Genomic DNA, 22,786 nt, shown 5'->3' with positions numbered 1-22,786 from the left:
AAAATATCAGTTAAAAAGTCAAATTATTTACTGATGTAAATGCTGCTTAAATATATTTTGTGCAATTCCATATTTTTATTAAATAAAATAAACCAGACTTTTACATAGCATTCGGAAAACATATAGGTGCAAATTTCAAAGGTTTTTGGAGCCGAAACAGGCTCTTTTTTCGTGTCGGAAAGATAGTAGTGATCGTGGCTAATAAACACTAATGCATAAAAAAATGATGGAGAAATTATTGTAACAAAACTGTGCATAATTCACAAAAAATTAAAACATCCCAATATAAACTTGACAATATAAAATAAATGCCATATGATGTTAACACAAAAGCTAACGCGCTCACATTTCCATGAAATCGTACAGAAAGCAGTGAGCGGTTTTTTTAAAACCAAAAAGTTAACGCGTTAGTTTTGGCTTGCAAGCAGATAAAGCTTACATCTCTAGAAAAGGGTAGAAGCAGAAATGGGTTAGGAGGAGACAGGCAAATGAAGATAACAGGAGCAAAGAGATGGTTTATCGTCATTTTATGTGCGTTGTTGTCGGGCGTGATGGTTTATGTGACGTTTTTGAGATACAGCTACTATGATCAGATGGTTGTATTATTTACGCAGTATAAACCGGTTGTTTCAGTGGATTATGTGAATGAATTTATCGGAGATTTTGGTCTGGTATACGGCGTGGTTTCTATGGTGGGCTATATATTTGGAGGGATTTTTGCAGACAGATTTAAGGAAAAGTGGCTGATCATCCTGGGAGGACTTGTGATGGGGCTGTGCTCCTTCTGGTTTGGCATTGTCCCGGGGCGCACTTCTATCATGATCATCCATTTTCTCTATGGTGTCGGGACGAGTTTTCTCATCTGGTCGGCGTACCTTAAACTTACGAGAAAGATGGGAGATGAGAACGAGCAGGGGCGGCTTTTCTCCACATCAGAATTTGTCAGGGGTATTTTTGGAACTGTTATCGGCTTTGTGGGTGTGGGACTGCTGAGTAAGGCAACTCTGGCAAGCGGAGATATGGATCCCGCAGCAGTAGGTGCGCAGTGGAAAATGCTGCTTTTCATAAGCGGAGGACTTTTCCTGTTATTTACCTTGCTGGTGTTTATCTTTGTTCCTGCTGATGTAATCGGGGCGGAGGAAGAGGATGATGCGAAGAAAGAACAGGCAGCATTCAGCATGAAAAACATAGTTTCAGTGTTAAAACTCCCCGGAACCTGGATGATATCGGCGCTGATTTTTTTCTGCTATTCTTTTACGTCAGCAGGAAGTGGATATTTGGGAGCATATACTACAAGTGTATTAGGAATATCTGCAACGCAGGCCAGTCTGTTTGCTATCATCAGAAATTATATTATTGCGGCAATCATGACATTCCTGATCGGCTTTATTTCCGATAAAATAGGGTCAAAATCCAAAACTCTGGGAATATATCTGATGGTATCAAGTATTCTGTGTGTGGCACTGATTGTTACCAAAAGCGTGGTAGTTCTCTGCATTGCTGTTTCATTTGCATTTGCTATTGTTTATTCCGGCATGCGTGGTATTTATTTTGCCACACTGGGGGAAGTGGGAATACCGCTGAAATACACAGGAATTGCTACGGGCGTAATCTCAGCTCTCTGCTATTTGCCGGATGTGTATTTTGCAAAGCTTGCAGGCTCCTGGATCGATAAATTTGGAAACAAAGGTTACGACTATATCTGGATGTGGGCGATTGGGTGCGGTATATTAGGCGTAATCGTAGCTCTCATTACTACGAGATATGCAAAAAGATTAAAAGCGGAGGAAAACAGAGCGGGCTAAGAAGCGTCTTCTATTTGCTGAGTACAGGTCATGAAATTCAATATTGATGTTTTGAGCTAAATGCATTATTATGAAGGAAATGATTTGTTCACAGGATGAGGAGAGTTTGCAAATGGCAGTATATTCCAAGGGGATAGAGACGAAGAAAAGATTTATCTTATCTACTTATAATAAGCTTCTGATACAGGATTCATCAGAAATTTCAGTACGGAAACTCGCAAAGGAAAATGGATGTTCGGTGGCAGCTTTGTATAAGCACTTTGATAGTCTGGAGTATCTGATAGCCGTTGCATCCGTCCGGTTTCTGGACGAGTATATGGTGAATTATGGAAAGCTGTTGGATTCAGGGAAGAACCTTTTGGAAATCTACATAGAGGGATGGGAATTGTTCGATCACTATGCGTTTCAAAGACCGGATGTATATTATCGGCTATTTTGGGGAGCCAGAAACTCCGTATTTGGAAATGCAGTCCAGGATTATTTTGAGTTATTCCCGATAAGCGGTTCAGAAGAATATACGGCTCATTATTTCACCTTGCTTTTTGACGGCGATATGAGAAAGCGTGATTTCATCATATTGCGGCGTATTGAAAATATGAAACTGATAAGCGACGAGGAGGCAGAGTATTTTAGCTGGACGAATCCCCTGATTGTCAAGGGGATGCTGGAATCTGCTATCGATGAGGAGTCTGCAAAATGTGCGGAGTTGGAACTGAGGTGCAACAGACTGATACGCAAAAATATGCAGCAGGTATTCGAAAGGGTGAAGTGAAAAAATGCATGAAAGTGTGTTTGGAGATTAATCCAAACACACAGGTTACCCTGTAAAAATTTTTTAGAGAAAAAAGTAAACAAGTTAACTAAATAAAAAGGAGGAAATGCAATGAATAAGAGAAGTGACAGACCAATTAAACTGGGTATGCATACCTACACACTTCATTTCTTCGGATTCGGAGAAAGCTGGGGATTTGGAAAGGATTATTTCTTTCCCCGGGTTATGAGTCTGATGGAATTGATGGACAAGGCAGTAGAGTGGGAGCTGGATGGGCTTCAGGTCACAAAGGTAGATTTGGAGTCTACGGATCCGGCACATCTTGCTGAGGTGAAGGCAGCGGCAGAGGAGCGTGGACTTTTCCTTGAGTTTAATTCTTCTTTCCAGGCGGGCAGTGATTCCAGAGTAAATTGTACCGTGGAAGAAGCTCTGCGGATCACAAAGGCTATCGGAGGTGAACTGACAAAATTCAGTTTGGATATCATCCGTCCCAGAGTATTGTATGGCTCCTGCTGTCATCCGGATGTTATGCGCCAGTTGGCAGTCAGATATGAACAGTTTAAGGAGGCGCTGCCTCTGGCGGAAGAACTGGGATTGCAGATTGCTATTGAAAACCATACAGATACTTACGCAGATGAAGTTCTGTGGGTAATCAAAAAGCTGGATCACCCTCTGGTAGGCGCCTGCATTGACACGGTGAATTCCCTGCAAGTTATCGAGGGCCCGGAGGAAGCGGTGGAGAAGATGCTTCCCTATGCTACCTGCTGTCACTTCAGTGATGATTTGATCGTGGTCGATCCCATGGGAGTACATGACGTGGGAGTATCCAGCGGCAAAGGTTCCATTGATATGCCGAAAATTCTGAAACGTATCAGAGAAGCATCACCGATGGATCGTATAATTTTTGAAAATGAAATTCCATTCTTGAGACCGGATGAACCAATCGAAGAGGCGCGGGCCAGAGAATGGCAGGCATGTGAGGAAAGCATTGCATACTTGAGAAACGAATTAAAAGTAGGTGTGAGAAACCGTTAACAACATACCATAAGGAGGTAACTGAAATGTCAAAGTCAAGAGAGCAGATGATTCATGAAGCAGCAATGGAAATTATGAGCGAGGTGGGAGTGAAGATCTACAATGAGAAGGCGCTTAAAATCTACAGAGAAAATGGGATTAAAGTAGAAGGCAATATTGTATATTTCACCGAGGAGCAGGTGATGCATTGGGTGAAAATGGCGCCGGAATCCTTTGAAATCTATGCAAGAAATCCTAAATACGATATGGTGATAGGGGGTGACCATGTCAATCCTGCCCCCACCTACGGATGTGCTTTTATCGATGATCGGGATGGCAACCGCCGCAGAGGAACGATGGGGGATTATATCAAATGCCTGAGGCTTGTAGATGCAGACGATAATTATTCTATAAATGGCGGTATTATGATTCAACCGGGAGACGTGCCGGAGGAGACTGCAGCTATCGAGATGTTCTACGCAACACTGCTGAATTCAGACAAGGCGATTATGCTGCCGACGGGCATGATTGACGAGATGGAGTTGATTATGGAGGCAAGCTGTGAAGTCTTTGGCAGCAAAGAAGCTCTGATTGAAAAACCCAGAATGATCGCATTGATCAATACTAATTCACCGCTGTCTCTGGATGAAAGAATGCTGGACTGCTTAATGCTGCTGGCTGAGTATGGACAGCCGGCAATCCTATGCCCGGCTACTATGCTGGGGGCGACTGGCTCCCTCTCCATGGCAGGTTCCCTCGCAAGCGGCACAGCGGAAAATTTGGCGGGAATTGCGCTGGCACAGATGATACGTCCGGGAACTCCGGTTGTATTTGGTATCCAGTCAACAGCCGCCGATATGAGGGGCGGGATTACCTTCGCATGTGCAGCGCCGGAAGGAACACTGATGCAGGGCTTTGGAGCTAATATGGCTAAATTTTACGGAATGCCTTCCAGAGGCGGCGGATGCCAGACAGATGCTCCGGTAATCAACTGTCAGGCCGGATACGAATCTATGCTGACATTCTCATCTGCATATCGTCACGGGATTAACCTGGTAATGGAGGCCGGAGGCGTTATGGATAGTGTAAATGCCACATCCTTTGATAAGATGGTGATTGACTTTGAGATTATGCGTCAGGTTAAATTTGCCTTCACACCGATTGAAGTGAATGAAGAGACATTGAATCTTGAGGAAATCAAAGAAGTCGGCCATGACGGCAGTTTCGTAGATGCAGATTATACACTGGATAATTTTATGGATCTGTATGCCCCCCGTGTCGGTTCCCGCAGCGCAAAAGGTGCGGATTATTTCTGGGACAGTGTTGACGCTGAGACTAACAGACTATTAAAATATTACGAAACTCATCGCCCGCAATTGGATGAGGAGATAAAAAATAGGGTGAAAGCAGTGTTGGCGAAATCCGGCCTTGAGGAGCAGTATTTTGCTAATATAGAAAATATGTGACCGTGGAGGTTCCCCGATGCGCGCCCGACAAGTAACTTCGCGTCAGTGTGAGTACTGCTCGCAAAGCTTATGAAGATTCACAGGGGGACGGTTTAAGCTTAGATAAATACATAAATTAAGGGGGGGGGTATTCACTTTTTAAATGTCAGTATTTGACATGGATATTTCACATCTGGAGGCAGCAGTGTTATTATTTTAACAAGAGAAGGACGTTAAAGTGTAACAGCTGGGTAAGAGTGAATGCAGAACGATCCCTAAATAACGGATCAGGTATTTATTAAAAACTTTTATAAAGGAGAAGTATATCATGTCAAAAGCTTATATGAAAAGAATACAGGCGTTGAGAGAAAATTATATGTCCCACCGTGTGGAAATGGATATTCTGGATGCTTATTATGTAACACAGGGATTCAAAGCGACAGAAGGTCAGCCGTGGCAGATTCAAAAGGCGACAGCCATGAAGACGGTGTATGAAAACAAACCGATTTTCATACAGGATCGTGAACTCTTAGTAGGAGGAGTTGCATTCAAACCGCGTGCAGGAATTCTTAACCCGGATTCCGCCTGTTCTGTTATCGAGAAGGAGTTAGATACAATCAGTACACGTAAATACGACCCTTTTTACCTTTCAGAAGAAAACAAGAAGCTTTTTATGGAAGAAGTTGCCCCATACTGGAGAGGAAAATGTGTTCTTGACCGCTGGAATGCGATGATGCCGGAAGATGTCAGAACCATGCGCGATGGCGGTATGCTGTATGTAGACAAAAAGTTTGTCCGCGGATATGGAGAAAACACACCGGGGTGGAGAACACTGCTGAAAAAAGGGATCAATGGCATTAAGAAGGAAGCAGAAGAAAAACTGGCAGCACTCGATGATGCAGCAGGCGAAGATGTGCTGAAGCAGATTATTTTTTATAAATCTCTGATTATTACAGCCGAAGGTATCATATCACTTGCTAACCGTCATGCAGACCTGGCAGAACAGATGGCAGCAGGAGAAAAGAATGAGATACGTAAGGCCGAGCTGCTTAAGATTGCCGAGGTGAACCGTAATGTCCCGGCAAATCCTCCGCGTAATTTCTACGAGGCGCTGCAGAGTATGCTTACTTATGAGTTCTGTATCTTTATGGAGCAAAATGCGTCTTCTTATAACTTGGGACGTATGGATCAGTATTTGATTGACTATTACAAAAAGGACATCGCAGAAGGTACATTAACACCGGATCATGCACAGGAACTTTTGGATTGTTTTTGGATTAAGATTGCGGAGATGGGATTATTTCAGGATGGCGAGAGTGCTGCATTTTCTGCAGGTTATAATATGACGGTTCAGGTCTGTGCAGGAGGCATCGACCAGTATGGTAATGATGCTGTGAATGATTTATCCTATATGACGATTCAGGCAACAGAAGATACTGCATTGAAAGAGCCAAACATGACAGTGCGCTACAATATCTCCAAAAACCCGGATTCATTTTTAAGAAAAGCAGCAGAGTGTATTCGGATGGGACGCACTATGCCGGCAGTTTATCATGATGATGCAGGGATTAAGATGCTCTTGAATAAGGGGATTCCATTGTCACAGGCATGGGATTGGACTCCGTGCGGCTGTGTGGAGACGAATCTGGAAGGCCGCTTAAAATCCTACACGGATATTGGGGAAATCAGCATGGGCGGAGTTTTAGATATGGTTATGACAAATGGCAAGAGCCGCAAATCAGGTGAACAGGTGTCCGTTCAGACAGGTGATCCTCGCAATTTCAAGACTTTTGATGATTTTATGACAGCAGTTAAAAAGCAAATAGATTATTTTGTACATACGATGGCAACCATGAATTCTTATCTGGATTATCTCAGTGAGAACTACCGGCCGGTACCGGCACTTTCTCTTACCTATCCGCACTGTATGGAGGTGGGTAAAGATTATGCCAATGGAGGAGCTGAATTTAATGTGGGAAATGGAATCAATATCATCGGGCAGGCAGATATCATAAACTCTGTAGCAGATGTGAAATATCTTGTCTACGATGAAAGGAAAGTGTCCATGGATGAACTTTGCAAAGCATTGGATGCCAACTTCGATGGATATGAGGAGATTCATAAGATGTGTATGGAGGCGCCAAAATACGGCAACGATGATCCGAAAGCAGATTTCTGTGCGGGAGAAATCTACAATTATCTGGTAGATCAGATTGAGAAATATGACTCTCCCTTTGGAAAGCTGACTGCGGGCATGCTTCCGGTATCCGGCAATGTACCGATCGGACAGAGTGTAGGAGCGCTTCCGTCCGGACGGAAGGCATGGACGCCGCTTGCAGATGGGATTGGCGCCACGGGAGGTACGGATGTAAATGGAGCCACGGCCCTTTTGAAATCTATCAGTAATTTGCCGCATGCACGTTTTACCCAGGGGACCCAGATGAACTTGAAGATTGATCCAAAACTGTTGGAAGGCGAGCGCGGGTTAACTAACATGATGGTTCTGCTTAAAACACAGTGTACTTTGGATATCTATCATACCCAATACAACATTATTGATCCTGAGGTGCTCATTGATGCACAGAAGCATCCGGAAGACCATAAGGATCTGCTGGTGAGAGTTGCGGGATATACTGCATTCTTTGTAGAACTGGGCAAGGATATCCAGGACGACATAATCCAGCGTACAGAGATTGCAAACTGGGGCTGATTGAAAGGGCGGAAAAATGGGATATCAAAGTTATGAAAAAATGGATCTTCAGGGGTCTGTGCTTCGGATTGAAAAAAGTTCTATTTATGATGGAGATGGTTTACGGACAGTTGTGTTTTTGAAAGGGTGCCCGCTGCGCTGCCGGTGGTGTTCAACTCCGGAAAGTCATCAGAAAGGAATCCAGACTACCCTGGATGGAAGCATCACCTATGGGGCTGTCATGACGGTTGAAGAAGTTATGGCAGAGGTCCGAAAAGATATTCCGTTTTATTTTCACTCAGGCGGAGGGATGACCGTGTCAGGCGGAGAAATCCTTGCTCAGCCGGAATTTACTTATTATCTGGTGAGCCGCGCATGCTGGGAGGGCATTGACACTTGTATTGAAACCTCTTTATATGGAGAATGGAGTATGATTGAGCCGATTTTAAAAAATACAAACACCGCTTTTGTGGATTTGAAACTTATGGATCCCAAGGCGCATATGAAGTACACGGGTGTACCCAATGACATTATTTTGCATAATATACGGAAAGCCGGGGCTGAGAAAAGTGGTATGAAGCTGATTATACGCAGACCGTTGATTCCGGGAGTGAATGACTCACAAACGGATTTGGAGCAGCTAGGGCAATTTCTTATGGAACTGCCTGGAGTAGATTGCCTGCAGCTGCTGCCTTATCATCGGCTGGGGACGGATACTTACCGCAAACTAGGGCTTACATATCAGCTGCCGGATGTTAAAACACCTTCAAAAGAATACATGGAGTGGTGTATGAGTATTACAAATAAATATATTAAAACGATCATTTAAGAAAGGTGGAAACAATTATGTTACGTTATGGTTTTATTGCCGCAGGAAACATTATTCGTGCAATGCACACAGGAGCAGAGCTTAATGAGGATTATAATCCGGCTGAAATCGGTATCTATGATATCAATGAAGATACCCGCAAAGACTATGCATCGAAAGGCTATGCGACATTTGACAACATGAAAGATCTGGTTGACCATTCAGAAATGCTGGTTCTGGGGGTGACGCCTAAAGTGGCAGGACTTATTATCGACGAGCTGAAGGCGTGCTACAGGCCGGGACAGCTAATGCTGACAGTTGTTACGGGTATTGAGCAGCCATGGTATACGGAACATCTGGGTGAGGACTGTAAAGTTGTTATCTGTATGCCGAACATGAGCTCACGGGTAGGAGCAGGGGCATTTGCGGTATCGCGTAATGCAAACTGTACAGATGAAGATGTAGAGAAGGTCACGTCTATCCTCAGATTATCCGGCATCGTAGAGGAGATTCCGGATGGCATGATGGCAGAGATTCTTCCGTTCAATGGTTCGGCTCCGGGATTCTTCTATCATATTTCTAACTTAATGGTAAAAGAGGCTGAAAAATACGGATTGAATCCTGATACGGCAATCCGGTTATTTGCCCAGACAATGAAGGGGAGCGCGGAGATGATTCTTTCTTCAGATATTAGTCTGAAAGATCTTGAAACTGCCCTCAGGCTCCCGGGAGGGGCTACCGTAACTGCTTTGGAAAAAATCGAATCTATGGGTTTTGATGCAATGTATGAAGAGTTTGTAAAAACTTCTGTTGAGCATTGTAAGAAGCTGGGAAATCAATAACTTCGAACCAGAATCACAAACAGGGCATCTTATTGCAGATGCCCTGTTTGTGTGCTATAGTGAAAATGGATTTTCAAGGATACGAGTATAGGAATACCCTGTGTGGAGGTTGTTATGACTTTATTACAGCTCAAGTATTTTATTTCCGTTGCCGAAACCGGGAATTTTACTCACTCGGCAAGACAGGCTTACACATCTCAGCCGACAATCAGCCGACAGATACAGATGTTGGAGGACGAATTGGGGTATGCACTTTTCAATCGAAACAGCAAACCTCTGTGTCTTACAAAGCCTGGACAGATACTGTACGATGGTGTGAAAGAAGCGCTTTTACAGATGGACTATGCCCTAAGAATGGCAGAGATGGCTACAGAAGGGAAGAGCGGTTCTTTATCAATCTCTTTTCAGGCGGGATATTATGCAGAGTATATTTTTTTGTCAATAATCAATAAACTCCGTGAAGACTTCCCGTCATTGCAAATACAGTGCAGCAAATTGTTTTCCTGGGAGCAGATCAAAGGGCTGACTAATGGAAGCATAGACATTGCAATGGGCCTTGATTTCCCTCATTGGCATGAATTGGGATTTGATGTTAAGCAGCTGAAAAAAGTAGATGCTCTTATTGTTATGTCGTCACATCACAGGCTGTCAGGCAAACAGTCACTGGAATATCATGATCTTGCAGGGGAAACATTTTATTTTACAGGGCCCAATGGCTATCAGGTGAATAAAATATTCAAAGGCCGTTTTGATCTCGCAGATGTACATCAGGTCGAAGTACCTTCGTCGGAAATTGCATATTTTAAGGTGTTGTCAGAAAATGGACTTACGATTTCAAATCCATATGATCCCACATCGTTGAATAATCCGCATTATCATTCTATCAAGTTTGACTCCGAATATACGGATGCCTATGTGTGTGTGGTGAATCCTAATAATAACAATCCTGTTATAAACCTCTTTTTGGATTTGACGAAAGAATATTATATTGATACAGAAAAACAGCCCGGGGAATCATAAATTTTAGCAGCTGGGGCAGCGAAGTTGTGGCGGATTAAATTGACATGCATGTGTATTCATGATAAAGTGTTATCGACAGATTGTCGGTATACAAATTTGTAATGAAACGGTGGTAGAAGTAATGCGCATGGTAAAAGACGCGAAGGAACGCAGAAATGAAATACTGGATGTGGCAGAGAGATTGTTTGGGACAAAAGGTTTTGACCATACCAGTACCAATGATATTTTGAATGAGGTTGGAATTGCCAGAGGGACCCTATACTATCACTTTAAGTCAAAAGAAGACATTCTGAACGCCATGATTGACCGTATCACAGACAGGTTAATTTCTAAGGCAAAAAGTATTGTCCTTCAAAAAGAAGTGCCGGTTCTGCAGCGCCTTACACTGGCTGTACGTGCACTCAATGTAGAGAGTCCTGCTGGAAGTGTGATTATGGAGCAGGTACATAAGCCTCAGAATGCATTATTGCACCAGAAGCTGCAGGAAAGCCTGCTTGCGGAAGTTAATCCTCTGGTTACAGAGTTGATAGAAGAAGCCATAGAACAGGGGATATGTCACACGGATTATCCAGCGGAAGTGGTGGAAATGACTCTGCTGTATTCCAATACGGTATTTGATGACCTTGCCCAGAATGATGGGGAAATAAAACGAATAAAAATAGAGGCATTTATCTACAATTTAGAACGGCTTCTGGGGATGGAGCGGGGCAGTATGCAGGAAGCAATACTTCCTCTTTTTCTGGATAGCGAAAAATAAGGGGACAAAAAGTCTCTTTGTTTTTTACACAGCCACCGACAGACAGACGGTCTAAAGACGTATATCATATAAAAAACACCAGTATAATTTTGTACACAGGAAGGCAGGGCTGACTTATGATGCTTCACATGTTAAAAAATGATTTAAAGAGAAACCGGATAATTACCGCCTCCTTATGCGGATTTTTTATTCTGGCTGCAATGTTGGTGTCAGGTGCAATTACGATTATCCTTACGCTGTCAGGTTCCATGGATACACTGCTTGCGAGTGCGGATGTGGCTCACTTCTCGCAGCTCCATGCCGGAGAAGTGGAACAGACGGAACTGGACAATTTTGTAAGGGAAAACCGCAGTCTTGTTAAGGCACAGCAGACCGTTGAGCTTTTGGGAATCAATGGGGCCAATATTTACATAGGAGGCCGGGAGCAATCAGAGGCTGACAGCTTGATGGAAAACTCCTTTGTCAGGCAGAATCAGCAGTTTGACTATCTTTTGGATACAGATAATCAGGTATTACAGGTATCAGATGGGGAAATAGCAGTACCAATCTATCATATGCAGCGATACAATCTGCATCCCGGGGACAAAGTACAGGTGGTGGATGGAGATTTTGCTAAGGATTTTACCATTGTAGCGTTTTTACGTGACAGCCTGATGAACCCCTCCATGATAAATTCCAAGCGTTTTCTGGTCAGTGACGGAGATTGGGAACTTTTGCATGAACATTTAGGTGAAATTGAATATTTAATTGAATTTCAGCTTCATGATATGTCCAGGATACAGGAGCTGGAAACACTTTACCAGGATTCCAATATGCCCCAAAAGGGTACGGCAATGGGCTATTACCTGGTGAAGGTGATTAATGGAATGTCGGACGGGATCGCCGCATCTGTCATTATCTTCATTGCCTGTCTGCTGGTCTTGATTGCCGCGCTTTGCCTGCGGTTTACCATGCTCACCACCATAGAGGAGGATTACCGGGAAATTGGTGTGATGAAGGCCATAGGGATTTCAAATCAGAATATCAGGAAACTTTATATGGTGAAATACACGGCTATCTCTGCTTTTGCCTGCGTGCTGGGTTATTTGCTATCTCTGTTTGCAGGAAACTTGTTTACAGCAAATATTTCTCTGTACATGGGAAAAGGAAAGCAGACCATATGGAACTGGCTGCTTCCTGTTACAGGCGCTGGAATTGTTTTTGTTGCAATTATTATCTTTTGTATGGTGATTCTGCGCCGTTTCCGCCAGATTTCCGCACTGGAGGCACTGCGTCTTGGCATGGCACCGGACAAAGGATCAAGGACAGGAAAATATACTCTCTCCCACAGCCGGATAAAAGATGTAAACATGTTTCTCGGAGTGAAGGAGGTATTGGAGCACTTCCGGATGTACGGGCTTCTATGCTTTGTGTTTGTTCTCTGCACCTTTTTGATGATCGTTCCCGTTAACCTTCTAGATACCTTAGAGTCACCAAACTTTGTCACCTACATGGGTGCGGGAAAATGCGATCTCCGTCTTGACCTGCAGCATACGCCGGATATTATTGCAAGATATAAGGAAACGGAAGAATATTTGAAAAAGGATGGGGATGTTTCCAAGTATTCGGCTTTGTTTACCTGCACTTTTAAGGTGTCGAACAGTGAGGGTACATACGACAATATGAAGGTGGAAATCGGAGATTTTAACCAATTCCCTCTGGAGTATACAAAAGGCTCTGCACCACAGAAGGAAAATGAAATTGCGCTGTCAACCATGAATGCAAAAGAGTATCAGAAGGAACCGGGAGACAGTCTGATTCTGGTTGCGGGAGGCGAGGAACGCCAGATGACTGTATCCGGTATCTATCAGGACGTCACCAACGGGGGAAAAACAGCGAAAGCTATTCTTCCTATGGAAATGGAACAAGTGATATGGTTCACGGTGAATATCAACCTGAAGGAGGGGGTTTCCCGGGAGGAAAAGAGATTGGAATACAGTAAAATATTCCATCCGGCGAAGGTAACGGATGTAACGGAATATGTGGATCAAACGCTGGGCGGGGTGCTCGATCAGCTGCGTTTGGTGGCGAAATCCGCTTTTGTACTTTCTCTTGCTGTGGCAGCCCTGATAACAGGCATGTTTTTCAAGATGCTCATGACAAAGGAGGCCAGACAGACTGCAGTGATGAAAAGCCTGGGGTTTACAGTCAATCATATCATGAAGCAATACCTTACCCGTGCAGTCTTACTCCTGGCAGCAGGAGTGGCTTTTGGGATACTGGCGGCGAACCTGCTGGGTGAGAAGCTGGCAGGACTGCTTATATCAGGAATCTCGGATATAACATTTGTGGTAAATCCTATGTATACCTGGCTTTTATGCCCTCTGTCATTGATGCTGGCAGTAGCCGCAGCCATGATTCTGTGCAGGCAGACGATTCAGAGTATCCACGCCATGCTGGCAGCAAAATAGAGCAAGCACCTTTTTTCCAAGATTGGAATAAAACTATATTCATTAAAAGAAAAGCAGAAATGAGGTTAATATGAATACAATACTGGAAGTAAAACATCTCACCAAAGAATATGAAATGGGGAAAAACAACAGACATAGGGTGCTGCACGATGTCAGTATAGCTGTAGAAAAAGGAGAATTTATCTCTGTCATGGGACCCTCCGGCTCAGGGAAATCCACCCTTTTATATGCCATCAGCGGTATGGACAGGGCAACACAGGGAAGCGTCAGGTTTTGTGATATGGATTTTTCTGCATTGTCAGAGGACGAGCTGGCAGAAATCCGCCTGCATAGGATGGGCTTTGTTTTCCAGCAGAGCAACCTTCTGAAAAACCTGAATTTATTTGACAACATTCTCCTGTCCGCCTGCCTCTCAAAGAGGGAAACAAAGCAGGAAATCAAGGACCGGGGCAAAAAGCTCATGGAACAGACAGGAATTTTGCAGTTGGCGGACCGTCATATTACACAGGCATCCGGCGGCCAGCTTCAACGGGCATCCATCTGCCGGGCGCTGATGAACCAGCCGGAAATTCTTTTCGGAGATGAGCCTACCGGGGCGCTTAACTCAAAAGCTGCCGAAGAGATTATGAATATACTGCTGAAAATAAATGAAAAGGGTACAACTATCCTTCTTGTTACCCATGATGTAAAGGTAGCGGCGAAAACACAGCGGGTGCTGTACATGATGGATGGCGTCATAGCAGGTGAAAAGCATCTGGGAAAATATCAAGGGGAAACGGGAGACTTGAAAAGCAGGGAGCAGAAGCTAGCAGGGTGGCTTTCCAGTCTTGGATTGTAAAACAGAAAACCCTCTTGACAGTATGAGACGTTCTTTCTATAATAAATACAGGCGTTTTAATACATGTGTATTAGAAAGATGAAAGTAAAGCAGGAGGGGAAGAACATGCCGCCAAAAGCAAAGTTTTCCAGAGAGGAAATCATACAGGCCGCACTACATATTATTAAAAGCAGCGGTGCACAAGCATTGTCAGCCAGAACTCTGAGTGCGCAGCTTGGAAGCTCCGCAAGTCCCATTTTTACAGTATTTCAAAATATGGAAGAGGTACAGCAGGAAGTATTGAAAGCAGCCAGAGCGGTGTATCAAAGCTGTGTACAGGAGGACATGGAAAAAGGAATGTATCCGCCCTACAAGGGAATCGGGATGACCTATATCCGATTCGCAAAAGAGGAAAGAGAGTTGTTTCGATTACTTTTTATGCGCGACCGCTCCAAGGAGCAGGAAAGTGACGGAAAAGCAGAGATGCATGACATCATTCAACTGCTTTCCTCAGAAACTGGACTGGATTATGAAACAGCGTACCGTTTTCAGACAGAGATGGTATTTTACATTCACGGCATTGCCTCTATGGTTGCCACTTCCTACGTGGATCTAAACGAGGAGGCAATCAGCAGTTTTCTCACGGATGGATTTGAAGCGCTGAAGAAGCAGTACCAGGGCGGAGGCAGCAAATGAAGCAGAGGAAAATCCTATGGGGCATTCTATGTGTTTTTTTATTATGCAGTATAGCGGAGTATGTAGAATTCCTCTTTATCAGGACAGACCAGACAATTTTAGCTGAAAATGTTTTCTGTAAGCTGTTTGCCATTGCATTGATTGGAGTCATACTTTATTTGTCAGGGAAAAATCTTTGTTGGCTGGGATTTCGTAGAAAAGGCATTTTAGGCAGCGCTGTGCTGGGATTATCTTTAGGGGTTAGTTCCTTTGCTATTTCCTATGGCGTAGAATACATGATATTAATGGCCATGGGAAGACAGCCTGGACTACGTTTTTACATTTCCAATTTTGCATTGACCAGTCAGAATATAACAGGACTATCCTTCGCTACGGTATCCATCTGTATCGCAGGAAATATTCTGAATGTGCTGGCAGAAGAAGGTTTGTTCCGCGGATTGTTTCTGCAGATGGCAAAGACTGTGTATCCGGAGAAAATAAGTAATCTGATTCAGGCATTGCTATTTGGACTATGGCATGTGGTGATGGTGGTGGTCTGGGTGCTGGATGGAAGTATGAATATACCAACAGCCGTGGTGATGGCGGCAGGATATATCCTGCTTGCAGGAATTCTGGGATATGAGTGGGGCATGTGTGCTGCATTGACAGGAACCATCTGGGCGGGAATGTTTGAACATTTTTTTAATAATTTCATAACGAATTCCCTTCATATAGTTACGCAGACCGGTGCGGACGAATTGAGTATTCTGCGGATCGTTTTGTCAAATGTCCTTTCACTGGCGTTTATTATGATGATTGCAAAGAAGCGGAAAAAAATGGGAATTTATGTAAATTGAAAGGGAGGGGGCTTGCAGATGAATAAAAAAATTTTGCGTAGGATTGTAGTAGCCGTATTACTGATTTGTACAGCATTTTTGTTGTATTCCATAGTGATAAATCCCTTTGGAGAACATGACATTATGCTTGCACTGGCAGTTACGGCAGGATTTATCGCACTTGACATGGATAAGAGGTCAAATTAAGCAGACTTTTCAGCTCTTTTCAATATCCATAACGCATATCCGAGAGAAATAACGCATAATAGAATGGAGGTGATGATACTGAACATTTGCGTTCTTTGAACAGCAAAGATAGCTATTGAATTGAAAATGCTATGTGTAATGATACACGGCAAAAGGCTTTTTCCTTTATAGAAAATAATCGTAAATAAAAAGCCTATTGCGGTTGCATAGCAGATTTGTAAAAGCGTGGGTAACAACTCTCTGCCGTTCAGCAAGTTTACAATATGCCCCAGGCCAAAGGTAATACTTGAAACAAAAATCGCTAACCTTATATTGTCCTTACACATCGCTTTGAAAAGAAAACCACGGAAGATAACTTCCTCAATAAATCCTACACAAAGCATACTCAGAATAAATAGAACGGTCTCCAATACAGAAACATTCATTGTAACGCCATTCCACAAATTAACGCTTATCATCAAACCAAGCGGAATAAAGTATAAATAATTTTTTAGGCTCCCCATGAAAGAACATAAGCAGGGCAAAGACCATACTCACAGGTGCGGTGATTATCTTTTCAAAACCGAGCGAAACCGATAAGCTGTCAGCAGCACTAAGTAAAACAACATAGGCAATAATCCACGCCAAAGAAAAGTTCAATACATTTTTCTTATATAAACGATACACTCTATATTCCTCCTTTTAACGCATATAGCGTACCATCAAATATTAAATCTAAATCCGATAAAATGGTTTCTTCATCGTATTCCATATCGTTGTTTGCGAACATACTGGCATATCCATGAGCAAACAAAAATAAGGATTTGAAGATAACTCGCGCTTGTTCCATGGGGATATTTCTTGTCTTTGCTATGACAGCAAAAATCGGCTCGGCTTCTTCAGCACTTGTGGACGGAGAGGAGGAAAAGTTTTGAAGATAATTATAAATTTATGTCGGAATTTACATTAAGTCGTGATAAAATAAATATTGATGGATGCGATGTTTTAAAGAATATTGCAAAAATTGAAAAGCATGAGGGAGGAATACTATATGGCATTGATTAAGTGTCCGGAGTGCAATCGTGAAATCAGTGACAAGGCCGGGAAATGCCCACACTGTGGATATCCGATTGACGAAATGAAAAAGGAAGAAAAAAAGGTTACAGAGCAGCAGAAAGAACCTGTTTCATCAGAAAAGAAAGATGTGAAACATTTTTCGAAGAAGATAATTGCCATAGGTGCAGTTATAGTGGTTCTTGTCATCGCTTGTATTGCAGGCTATTATATAATGACTGCGGATGCAAGAAATTATAAAGCGGCGGTTGAGCTTTATGAGGATGAAAGATTTGAGGAAGCAAGCGAAAAATTTGCTGCTCTTGGCGATTATGAAGATTGCAAAGAAATGGTTGAGAAATGCAAGTATGAATTATCTGTAGACGGACAGTATATGCGTGCTATGTCTAAGGGACTAATGAATCGTTGGGATAAATCCGATGAATACACAAAGCAGGGTAAGGGGTATGAAGATCCGGATATATTCAGCGAATATTGTGATATTGAATTGGCAGAAATTGAACCATACTATGACAAAACCTTTGACAATGCCGACTTGCAAGATGATGTTCGTACATACATTGATTATGTACGTGCAGCCAAAGAGGCTACAAAGCATTATACAGTAGATTATAATACATATTATACTCAATGGACAGATGTCTATGCAAAACGTTCAATGCTGTTGCAGAAGTTTATTGAAGATTATGGCTTGAAAGTAGATGAGAAGCATCAGGAAACAGTAGAAGATATATTGGTAGATGCTTCATCTGCAGCGGAACAGCAATCTGTAAGAGAAAACATTCAGAGGATGACGGAAGGGTTTACAATCGATACTACTGAAGACGAGTGGGGTTATAAGACTTATAAAATGACAATGAAGAATACGACAGATCGTACTTTTGAATACTTCTATGCGGATGTAAATGTGTTAGATGGAGATGGGAGTATTATTGCCAGTGGCAATGCCAGTCAGGTGGAATCATGGAAACCGGAGCAAGTAGCTACGGTAGATGTATATTTCAGTGACAGCAAATTGTCTCTTGATGGCTATAATCTAGAGTTTACTCCCCATTATCAGACAGGAACATATTATGAATAAATTCATGAATAGCAATAAAAGCTCCCGGAACATCCGGGAGCTTTTATTGCTATTCTAGTAATCCTTCCGTGGTTTCGCGGCGGATAAGGATAGGTGTTACCATCTTATGAATTGGTTCTTTCAAAGGAACGGGCCGTCTCTTTTTGCGCTCATTCATCTGCGTGACGAGCATACTGACAGCCTCGTACGCCAGTTTTTCTATTTGCTGCCCGACGGTGCTGATCGGGATAATAGCTTCTTCAGATACGGGAGAATTGTCAAAACCGATAATCAGGTAATCCTGCGGCAGAGTACCGTACTTACGAAACAGCAGGTTGAGAAGGACATTGGCATAAGTATCACTTGATACAAAGATGCCTTTTTTCTGATCCGGGTAGTCCATTTCAATCTGGTTTAAAATGTGGTTCATATGACGTTGGCTGCTTTCGTGGGTGCTTCCCAGATCCTCGATGATGATCTGATGCTTCAAGTGATGTTCCTTGCAGAAATCCCGGAAGCCCTGGATACGTCCGTAGGCCGGGCGTTCTTCTGGAGTAGGGGAGTTTATGTGAATAAGTACATCGCACTTGTGCCTGGCAAGGAGACTTGTGGCCTGTACAGCACCCATATAATTGTCGGTGTTGACGCTGCATACAAAACGATCCTCCCGCTCAATTGTCACAATTGGAATAGAAAGTCCGGCCAGCTCATGGGAGGGAATGGTGTGGCTTAGGATGATCATTCCTTCTATCTGATAGGAGAGCAGCTCCTGAATGTAGCGCCGCTCGCTCTCCTCATTGCCGTTGCCGATGAAGACTAAGAATTTATAGCCAAAGGTCTCATAGGTGGAGAGTATCTGATCCAGCATCTCAGAGTAATAGCGAAGGTACAGGTTTGGCACAATGATGCCGATAAACTCAGTCTTCCCGCTGGCGAGAATGCGGGCCACCTTATTCTCTTTGTAATCCAGCTTCACCAGCGCATCAGAGATGATCTGCTGGTTCTCCAGCGTCAGGGAATCCGGATTGTTAAAGTAGCGGGAGATCGTTGTTTTGGAAAAGTTGGTATATTTTGCAATATCGTCAAATGTGACTCTCTTTTTCTGGGCCATAGTTATCACGCTGCTTTCTTTATAATGTAATTCTATGTACAAGTATAGCAAAAATCAAATACCAGGGCAACAAGTAATCGGTTAAGTAACCGGTTTTGTAACATATCTACAATTTTGAATAGTCCATACCGTATATTATTGCTGAAAATTAGCTTGGTGATTGACTATGAAGTATATCTATGCTATGCTGGAGTTACAAAAGTAACCGGTTACTTTACCGGTTAATCAAAGCTCGTAAATGGAAGTACCAAAGCCGGGTATATGGCGTAGCGGGAGATTAGGAGGATTTACTGGATGAAAAAGAAAGTAAGGGCAAAAGGGATAGCAGGGGTTCTTGCAGCAGCGCTGGCGGTGACAACACTGTCTGGCTGCCGGTTCGGATTTGCAAGTGACCCGGACGATCCAAACGAAGAAGTAAAGGAGGTACCGATTGACACATCTACAGATACATTTACATATGATGCGTCGTTAGAGGGAACAGAGATTACACTTCTGAATTCAAAGGCAGAGATACAGGCTCCGCTGGAGAAGATGTCTGCTGTATTTGAAGAGAAGTCTAAAGTGCATGTGGAAGTTATGCCGGTGACAGACGGTGATTCGCCCTACACTAAGGTGGTCAGTATGTATAATTCTGGAACACCGCCTACAATGGCGATTCTGGATACCACGGATGTAATTGCATTGGCAGAGGAAAAGGCCGCAGATTTGACAGGGGAAGCATGGACTGCCCAGGCCGGAGAATATCTGACAGAGGTTAATGGAAAAGTCTACAGCTTTCCTCTATGTATTGAGGGAAGAGGGCTGATTTACAACAAAGCAGTGATTGAAGAGGCGCTGGGTGAGGAATTTGATCCCAAGTCCATTGGTACACTAGATAACTTTGTAGAACTTCTTGAAAAGCTAAAAGCTGCCGGAATTGAGAAGCCTGTATCGCTTGCGAAGGAAGACTGGTCGCTTGGAGCGCACCATCTGCAGTATATCTATGAGACCTATGACGGTACTTCAGAAGGGGCACAGGAGGTGATTCAACAAATTAAGGACGGAGAATGTAATCTTGACACATATGACAGACTGGAAGAGTTTCTGGATATGTTCGATGTATTGAAAAAATATAATGTGGCAAAAGGCGATCCGCTGGGAGCCGACTACGATGAGATGGCAATAGATTTGGCTGATGGCAAGACGGCATTCTGGTTCAACGGAAACTGGGCATGGCCCAATCTTACCGAAGCAGGAGCCGGGGAGGAAGAGGAGTACGGCTTCCTTCCATATTTCTTAAACAGCGATGCTGATGACTTTGTAAATAAGAAGATTCAGGCATCTCCGTCGAAGCAGGTGATGCTGGACGGACAAATAGCGTCGGAGAAGGAGCAGGCTGCGGCCCGGGAGTTTTTGAACTGGATTGTATTTTCTGAGATTGGACAGCAGATGCTTGTAAAGACCTGCAATGTGATCCCCCCTTTTATAAATAATCCATATGAGCCAACGGATCCGTTGAGTGCAGACATTTATGAGAAGGTGCAGGCCGGTGAGACATATAATGCATCGGCCATCGTACCTAACGATCACTGGGCAGTGCTGGGTGCGGCAATGCAGAAATATCTGGCCGGGAGAAGCGGCAGGGAGGAACTGACAGAATCTATCGCAGAGTATTGGAAAGAACAGAAGTAGGAAAGAAGGGAAAAGAATGAGAAATAAAAATAGAGGAAAAGATTTCTGTATGTTTGCACTGCCGGGTATGTTTTGCTTCTTTGCTGTGGTAATTATCCCCTTTATTTACGGGGTATACCTTACGCTGACAGACTGGAATGGTGTTTCTAAAGCAAAGAATTTTATCGGTTTTAAGAATTTTATGGGGGTTTTGCAGGATGGGCAGTTCTGGACTTCTTTGGGGCTGACGTTCAAATATGTAATATTGGTTGTTCTCTTAGTCAATGTAATTGCCTTTTTGCTGGCTTATCTTCTGACACGGGGAATGAAAGGCCAGAACTTTTTCAGAGCGGGATTTTTTACTCCTAACTTAATCGGAGGTATTGTGCTGGGATATATATGGCAGTTTGTATTTTCCAGAGTGTTTGTAAATGTCGGCGAGGCTACCGGCTGGAACCTTTTCGGGGTATCGTGGCTCTCTGATCCCACAAAAGCTTTCCTCGCATTGGTGCTCGTATCCGTGTGGCAGCTGTCCGGATATATGATTCTTATTTATGTGGCAGGATTTATGGGACTTAGCGAGGATGTTATGGAAGCGGCCAGCATCGACGGAGCCTCCGGCTGGCGAAAGATGAAGAGTATCGTTATGCCGCTTATGATGTCATCGGTGACAATCTGTCTCTTCCTCACACTCTCTCGTGCATTTATGGTATACGATGTAAACCTTTCATTGACTGCAGGAGCGCCTTACGGAACGACAGAAATGGCCGCCATGCATGTGTATGAGAAAGCATTCACCTCCAGACAGTTTGGCCTGGGGCAGGCAGAGGCGCTTATTCTGTTTCTGATTGTGGCATGTATCAGCGGTATTCAGGTGTACCTGACGAAGAAGAAGGAGGTGGAAGCATAATGAAGCAGACGTCAATCGGGGGAAATAAAAGAAAAGCGACTAATATACTGGCTGCAGGGGGATTGATAATTATATTTCTTGCCTATATGTTCCCGTTCCTGATGGTAGTAATCAACTCTTTAAAGCAGAAGAGAGATATTATTAAAAGCCCGTTTTCCTGGCTGTACACAATTAAGGGACTGTCCTTTGACAATTTTGTTAAAGCATTTACACAGATGGACTTTATGAATGCCTTTAAGAACTCTTTGATTGTAACCGTTTCGGCGACACTCCTTGTGACTTTGTTCGCAGCCATGCTGGCATATTATATCGTGCGTCACAACAATACGATTTCCAAAATTACGTTCGCACTGATGGTGGCATCTATGATTATACCGTTTCAGGCGATTATGATTCCGCTGGTCAGCATTTACGGGGGAACCTTGAATATGCTGAATCACAGAATTACCTTGATATTTATGCACACAGGATTTTCTATGGCGATGTCGGTATTTATGTTCCATGGTTTTATCAAGGGCAGTGTGCCCATCGCACTGGAGGAGGCTGCTTACATAGACGGCTGTACCCGAGGGCAGACATTTTTTAAAATTGTGTTCCCGCTGCTTAAGCCAATTATCTCTACGATGGTAATCTTAAATGCGCTGGCCTTCTGGAATGACTTTCTGCTTCCGTCGTTAGTGCTGACAGATAAAAAGCTTCTGACGCTGCCGCTTTCGACCTACAGCTTCTACGGCACGTACTCTGCGGATTACGGAACAATTATGGCCGGTCTTCTGTTGTGCGTAATACCGATTCTGATTCTGTATATTATACTTCAAAAGCAGATTATCAGCGGCGTTGTTGCGGGGGCGGTAAAATAAATAAC

At 43.4% G+C, this 22,786-nt stretch carries 21 protein-coding genes; 18 read left to right on the top strand and 3 right to left on the bottom strand.

The window, feature by feature from the left end:
• The first annotated feature begins 488 nt into the window (after positions 1 to 488).
• The 14 genes from GKG41_RS16020 (at position 489) to GKG41_RS23205 (ending at position 16,137) form a co-directional block, all read left to right on the top strand.
• Positions 489 to 1,805, top strand: a complete 1,317-nt coding sequence (locus GKG41_RS16020; RefSeq protein ID WP_154260454.1) for an MFS transporter — start codon at positions 489 to 491, stop codon at positions 1,803 to 1,805.
• Between the two features lie 112 nt (positions 1,806 to 1,917).
• Positions 1,918 to 2,577, top strand: coding sequence for a TetR/AcrR family transcriptional regulator (locus GKG41_RS16015; protein WP_154260452.1), 660 nt, complete (start codon positions 1,918 to 1,920; stop codon positions 2,575 to 2,577).
• 111 nt (positions 2,578 to 2,688) lie between these two features.
• Positions 2,689 to 3,612, top strand: coding sequence for a sugar phosphate isomerase/epimerase (locus tag GKG41_RS16010; protein WP_072852000.1), 924 nt, complete (start codon positions 2,689 to 2,691; stop codon positions 3,610 to 3,612).
• Between the two features lie 26 nt (positions 3,613 to 3,638).
• The gene (locus tag GKG41_RS16005; RefSeq protein ID WP_154260450.1) at positions 3,639 to 5,057 is read left to right on the top strand and encodes a trimethylamine methyltransferase family protein; all 1,419 of its coding nucleotides are present in this window, start codon (positions 3,639 to 3,641) and stop codon (positions 5,055 to 5,057) included.
• 307 nt (positions 5,058 to 5,364) lie between these two features.
• Entirely contained in the window at positions 5,365 to 7,746 is a 2,382-nt protein-coding gene (locus GKG41_RS16000; protein WP_154260448.1) for a formate C-acetyltransferase/glycerol dehydratase family glycyl radical enzyme, read from the top strand.
• A gap of 16 nt (positions 7,747 to 7,762) precedes the next feature.
• Positions 7,763 to 8,554 carry a radical SAM protein gene (locus GKG41_RS15995; RefSeq protein ID WP_199884597.1) on the top strand — a complete coding sequence of 264 codons (792 nt, stop codon included), beginning with the start codon at positions 7,763 to 7,765 and terminating at the stop codon, positions 8,552 to 8,554.
• Between the two features lie 17 nt (positions 8,555 to 8,571).
• Positions 8,572 to 9,375 (top strand): pyrroline-5-carboxylate reductase dimerization domain-containing protein, encoded by an 804-nt coding sequence (locus GKG41_RS15990; protein WP_154260447.1) that lies wholly within the window; start codon positions 8,572 to 8,574, stop codon positions 9,373 to 9,375.
• Positions 9,376 to 9,489: 114 nt separating this feature from the next.
• Positions 9,490 to 10,395, top strand: a complete 906-nt coding sequence (locus GKG41_RS15985) for a LysR family transcriptional regulator (RefSeq protein WP_154260445.1) — start codon at positions 9,490 to 9,492, stop codon at positions 10,393 to 10,395.
• A 121-nt stretch (positions 10,396 to 10,516) separates the two neighbouring features.
• A complete protein-coding gene (locus tag GKG41_RS15980) occupies positions 10,517 to 11,152 on the top strand; it encodes a TetR/AcrR family transcriptional regulator (protein ID WP_154260443.1) in 636 nt (211 codons plus the stop codon).
• A 116-nt stretch (positions 11,153 to 11,268) separates the two neighbouring features.
• The gene (locus GKG41_RS15975; protein ID WP_154260441.1) at positions 11,269 to 13,602 is read left to right on the top strand and encodes an ABC transporter permease; all 2,334 of its coding nucleotides are present in this window, start codon (positions 11,269 to 11,271) and stop codon (positions 13,600 to 13,602) included.
• Positions 13,603 to 13,672: 70 nt separating this feature from the next.
• Positions 13,673 to 14,440, top strand: coding sequence for an ABC transporter ATP-binding protein (locus GKG41_RS15970; protein WP_154260439.1), 768 nt, complete (start codon positions 13,673 to 13,675; stop codon positions 14,438 to 14,440).
• Positions 14,441 to 14,545: 105 nt separating this feature from the next.
• Entirely contained in the window at positions 14,546 to 15,115 is a 570-nt protein-coding gene (locus GKG41_RS15965; protein ID WP_154260437.1) for a TetR/AcrR family transcriptional regulator, read from the top strand.
• Positions 15,112 to 15,951 (top strand): CPBP family intramembrane glutamic endopeptidase, encoded by an 840-nt coding sequence (locus GKG41_RS15960; protein WP_154260435.1) that lies wholly within the window; start codon positions 15,112 to 15,114, stop codon positions 15,949 to 15,951. Before GKG41_RS15965 ends, GKG41_RS15960 begins: the two co-directional genes overlap by 4 nt.
• Before the next feature lie 18 nt (positions 15,952 to 15,969).
• Complete coding sequence (locus GKG41_RS23205) at positions 15,970 to 16,137, top strand: hypothetical protein (RefSeq protein WP_173015625.1); 168 nt, start codon at positions 15,970 to 15,972, stop codon at positions 16,135 to 16,137.
• On the opposite strand, the gene GKG41_RS15955 is transcribed toward GKG41_RS23205, so the two are convergent.
• Together GKG41_RS15955 and GKG41_RS23590 are read right to left on the bottom strand one after the other, a co-directional pair.
• Positions 16,134 to 16,562, bottom strand: a complete 429-nt coding sequence (locus tag GKG41_RS15955; RefSeq protein ID WP_226904020.1) for a CPBP family intramembrane glutamic endopeptidase — start codon at positions 16,560 to 16,562, stop codon at positions 16,134 to 16,136. The two genes, GKG41_RS23205 and GKG41_RS15955, sit on opposite strands and share 4 nt — an antisense overlap.
• Before the next feature lie 19 nt (positions 16,563 to 16,581).
• Complete coding sequence (locus tag GKG41_RS23590; RefSeq protein ID WP_226904021.1) at positions 16,582 to 16,803, bottom strand: hypothetical protein; 222 nt, start codon at positions 16,801 to 16,803, stop codon at positions 16,582 to 16,584.
• 364 nt (positions 16,804 to 17,167) lie between these two features.
• On the opposite strand from GKG41_RS23590, the gene GKG41_RS15950 reads away from it, so the two are divergent.
• Entirely contained in the window at positions 17,168 to 18,271 is a 1,104-nt protein-coding gene (locus tag GKG41_RS15950; RefSeq protein WP_154260433.1) for a zinc-ribbon domain-containing protein, read from the top strand.
• A gap of 49 nt (positions 18,272 to 18,320) precedes the next feature.
• Here the strand turns inward: GKG41_RS15950 and GKG41_RS15945 are convergent, their stop codons facing one another.
• A complete protein-coding gene (locus GKG41_RS15945; protein WP_154260431.1) occupies positions 18,321 to 19,361 on the bottom strand; it encodes a substrate-binding domain-containing protein in 1,041 nt (346 codons plus the stop codon).
• A gap of 294 nt (positions 19,362 to 19,655) precedes the next feature.
• Between GKG41_RS15945 and GKG41_RS15940 the strand changes: the two genes are divergently transcribed.
• Genes GKG41_RS15940 through GKG41_RS15930 form a run of 3 tightly spaced genes read left to right on the top strand, consistent with a single transcriptional unit; the run spans position 19,656 to position 22,781 of the window.
• Positions 19,656 to 21,032, top strand: coding sequence for an ABC transporter substrate-binding protein (locus tag GKG41_RS15940; RefSeq protein WP_154260429.1), 1,377 nt, complete (start codon positions 19,656 to 19,658; stop codon positions 21,030 to 21,032).
• 16 nt (positions 21,033 to 21,048) lie between these two features.
• Complete coding sequence (locus tag GKG41_RS15935; RefSeq protein WP_154260427.1) at positions 21,049 to 21,921, top strand: sugar ABC transporter permease; 873 nt, start codon at positions 21,049 to 21,051, stop codon at positions 21,919 to 21,921.
• Positions 21,921 to 22,781: a carbohydrate ABC transporter permease gene (locus GKG41_RS15930; protein ID WP_154260425.1), complete on the top strand. Its 861-nt coding sequence runs from the start codon at positions 21,921 to 21,923 to the stop codon at positions 22,779 to 22,781. Before GKG41_RS15935 ends, GKG41_RS15930 begins: the two co-directional genes overlap by 1 nt.
• The last annotated feature ends 5 nt before the right edge of the window (positions 22,782 to 22,786 follow it).

Origin of the sequence: Lactonifactor sp. BIOML-A5 (assembly GCF_009677585.1) — a bacterium.
In the GTDB taxonomy this organism is placed as follows: domain Bacteria; phylum Bacillota; class Clostridia; order Lachnospirales; family Lachnospiraceae; genus Lactonifactor.
Note: the sequence above shows the minus strand (reverse complement) of the source record. Positions and strands in the feature narration are given on the sequence as shown.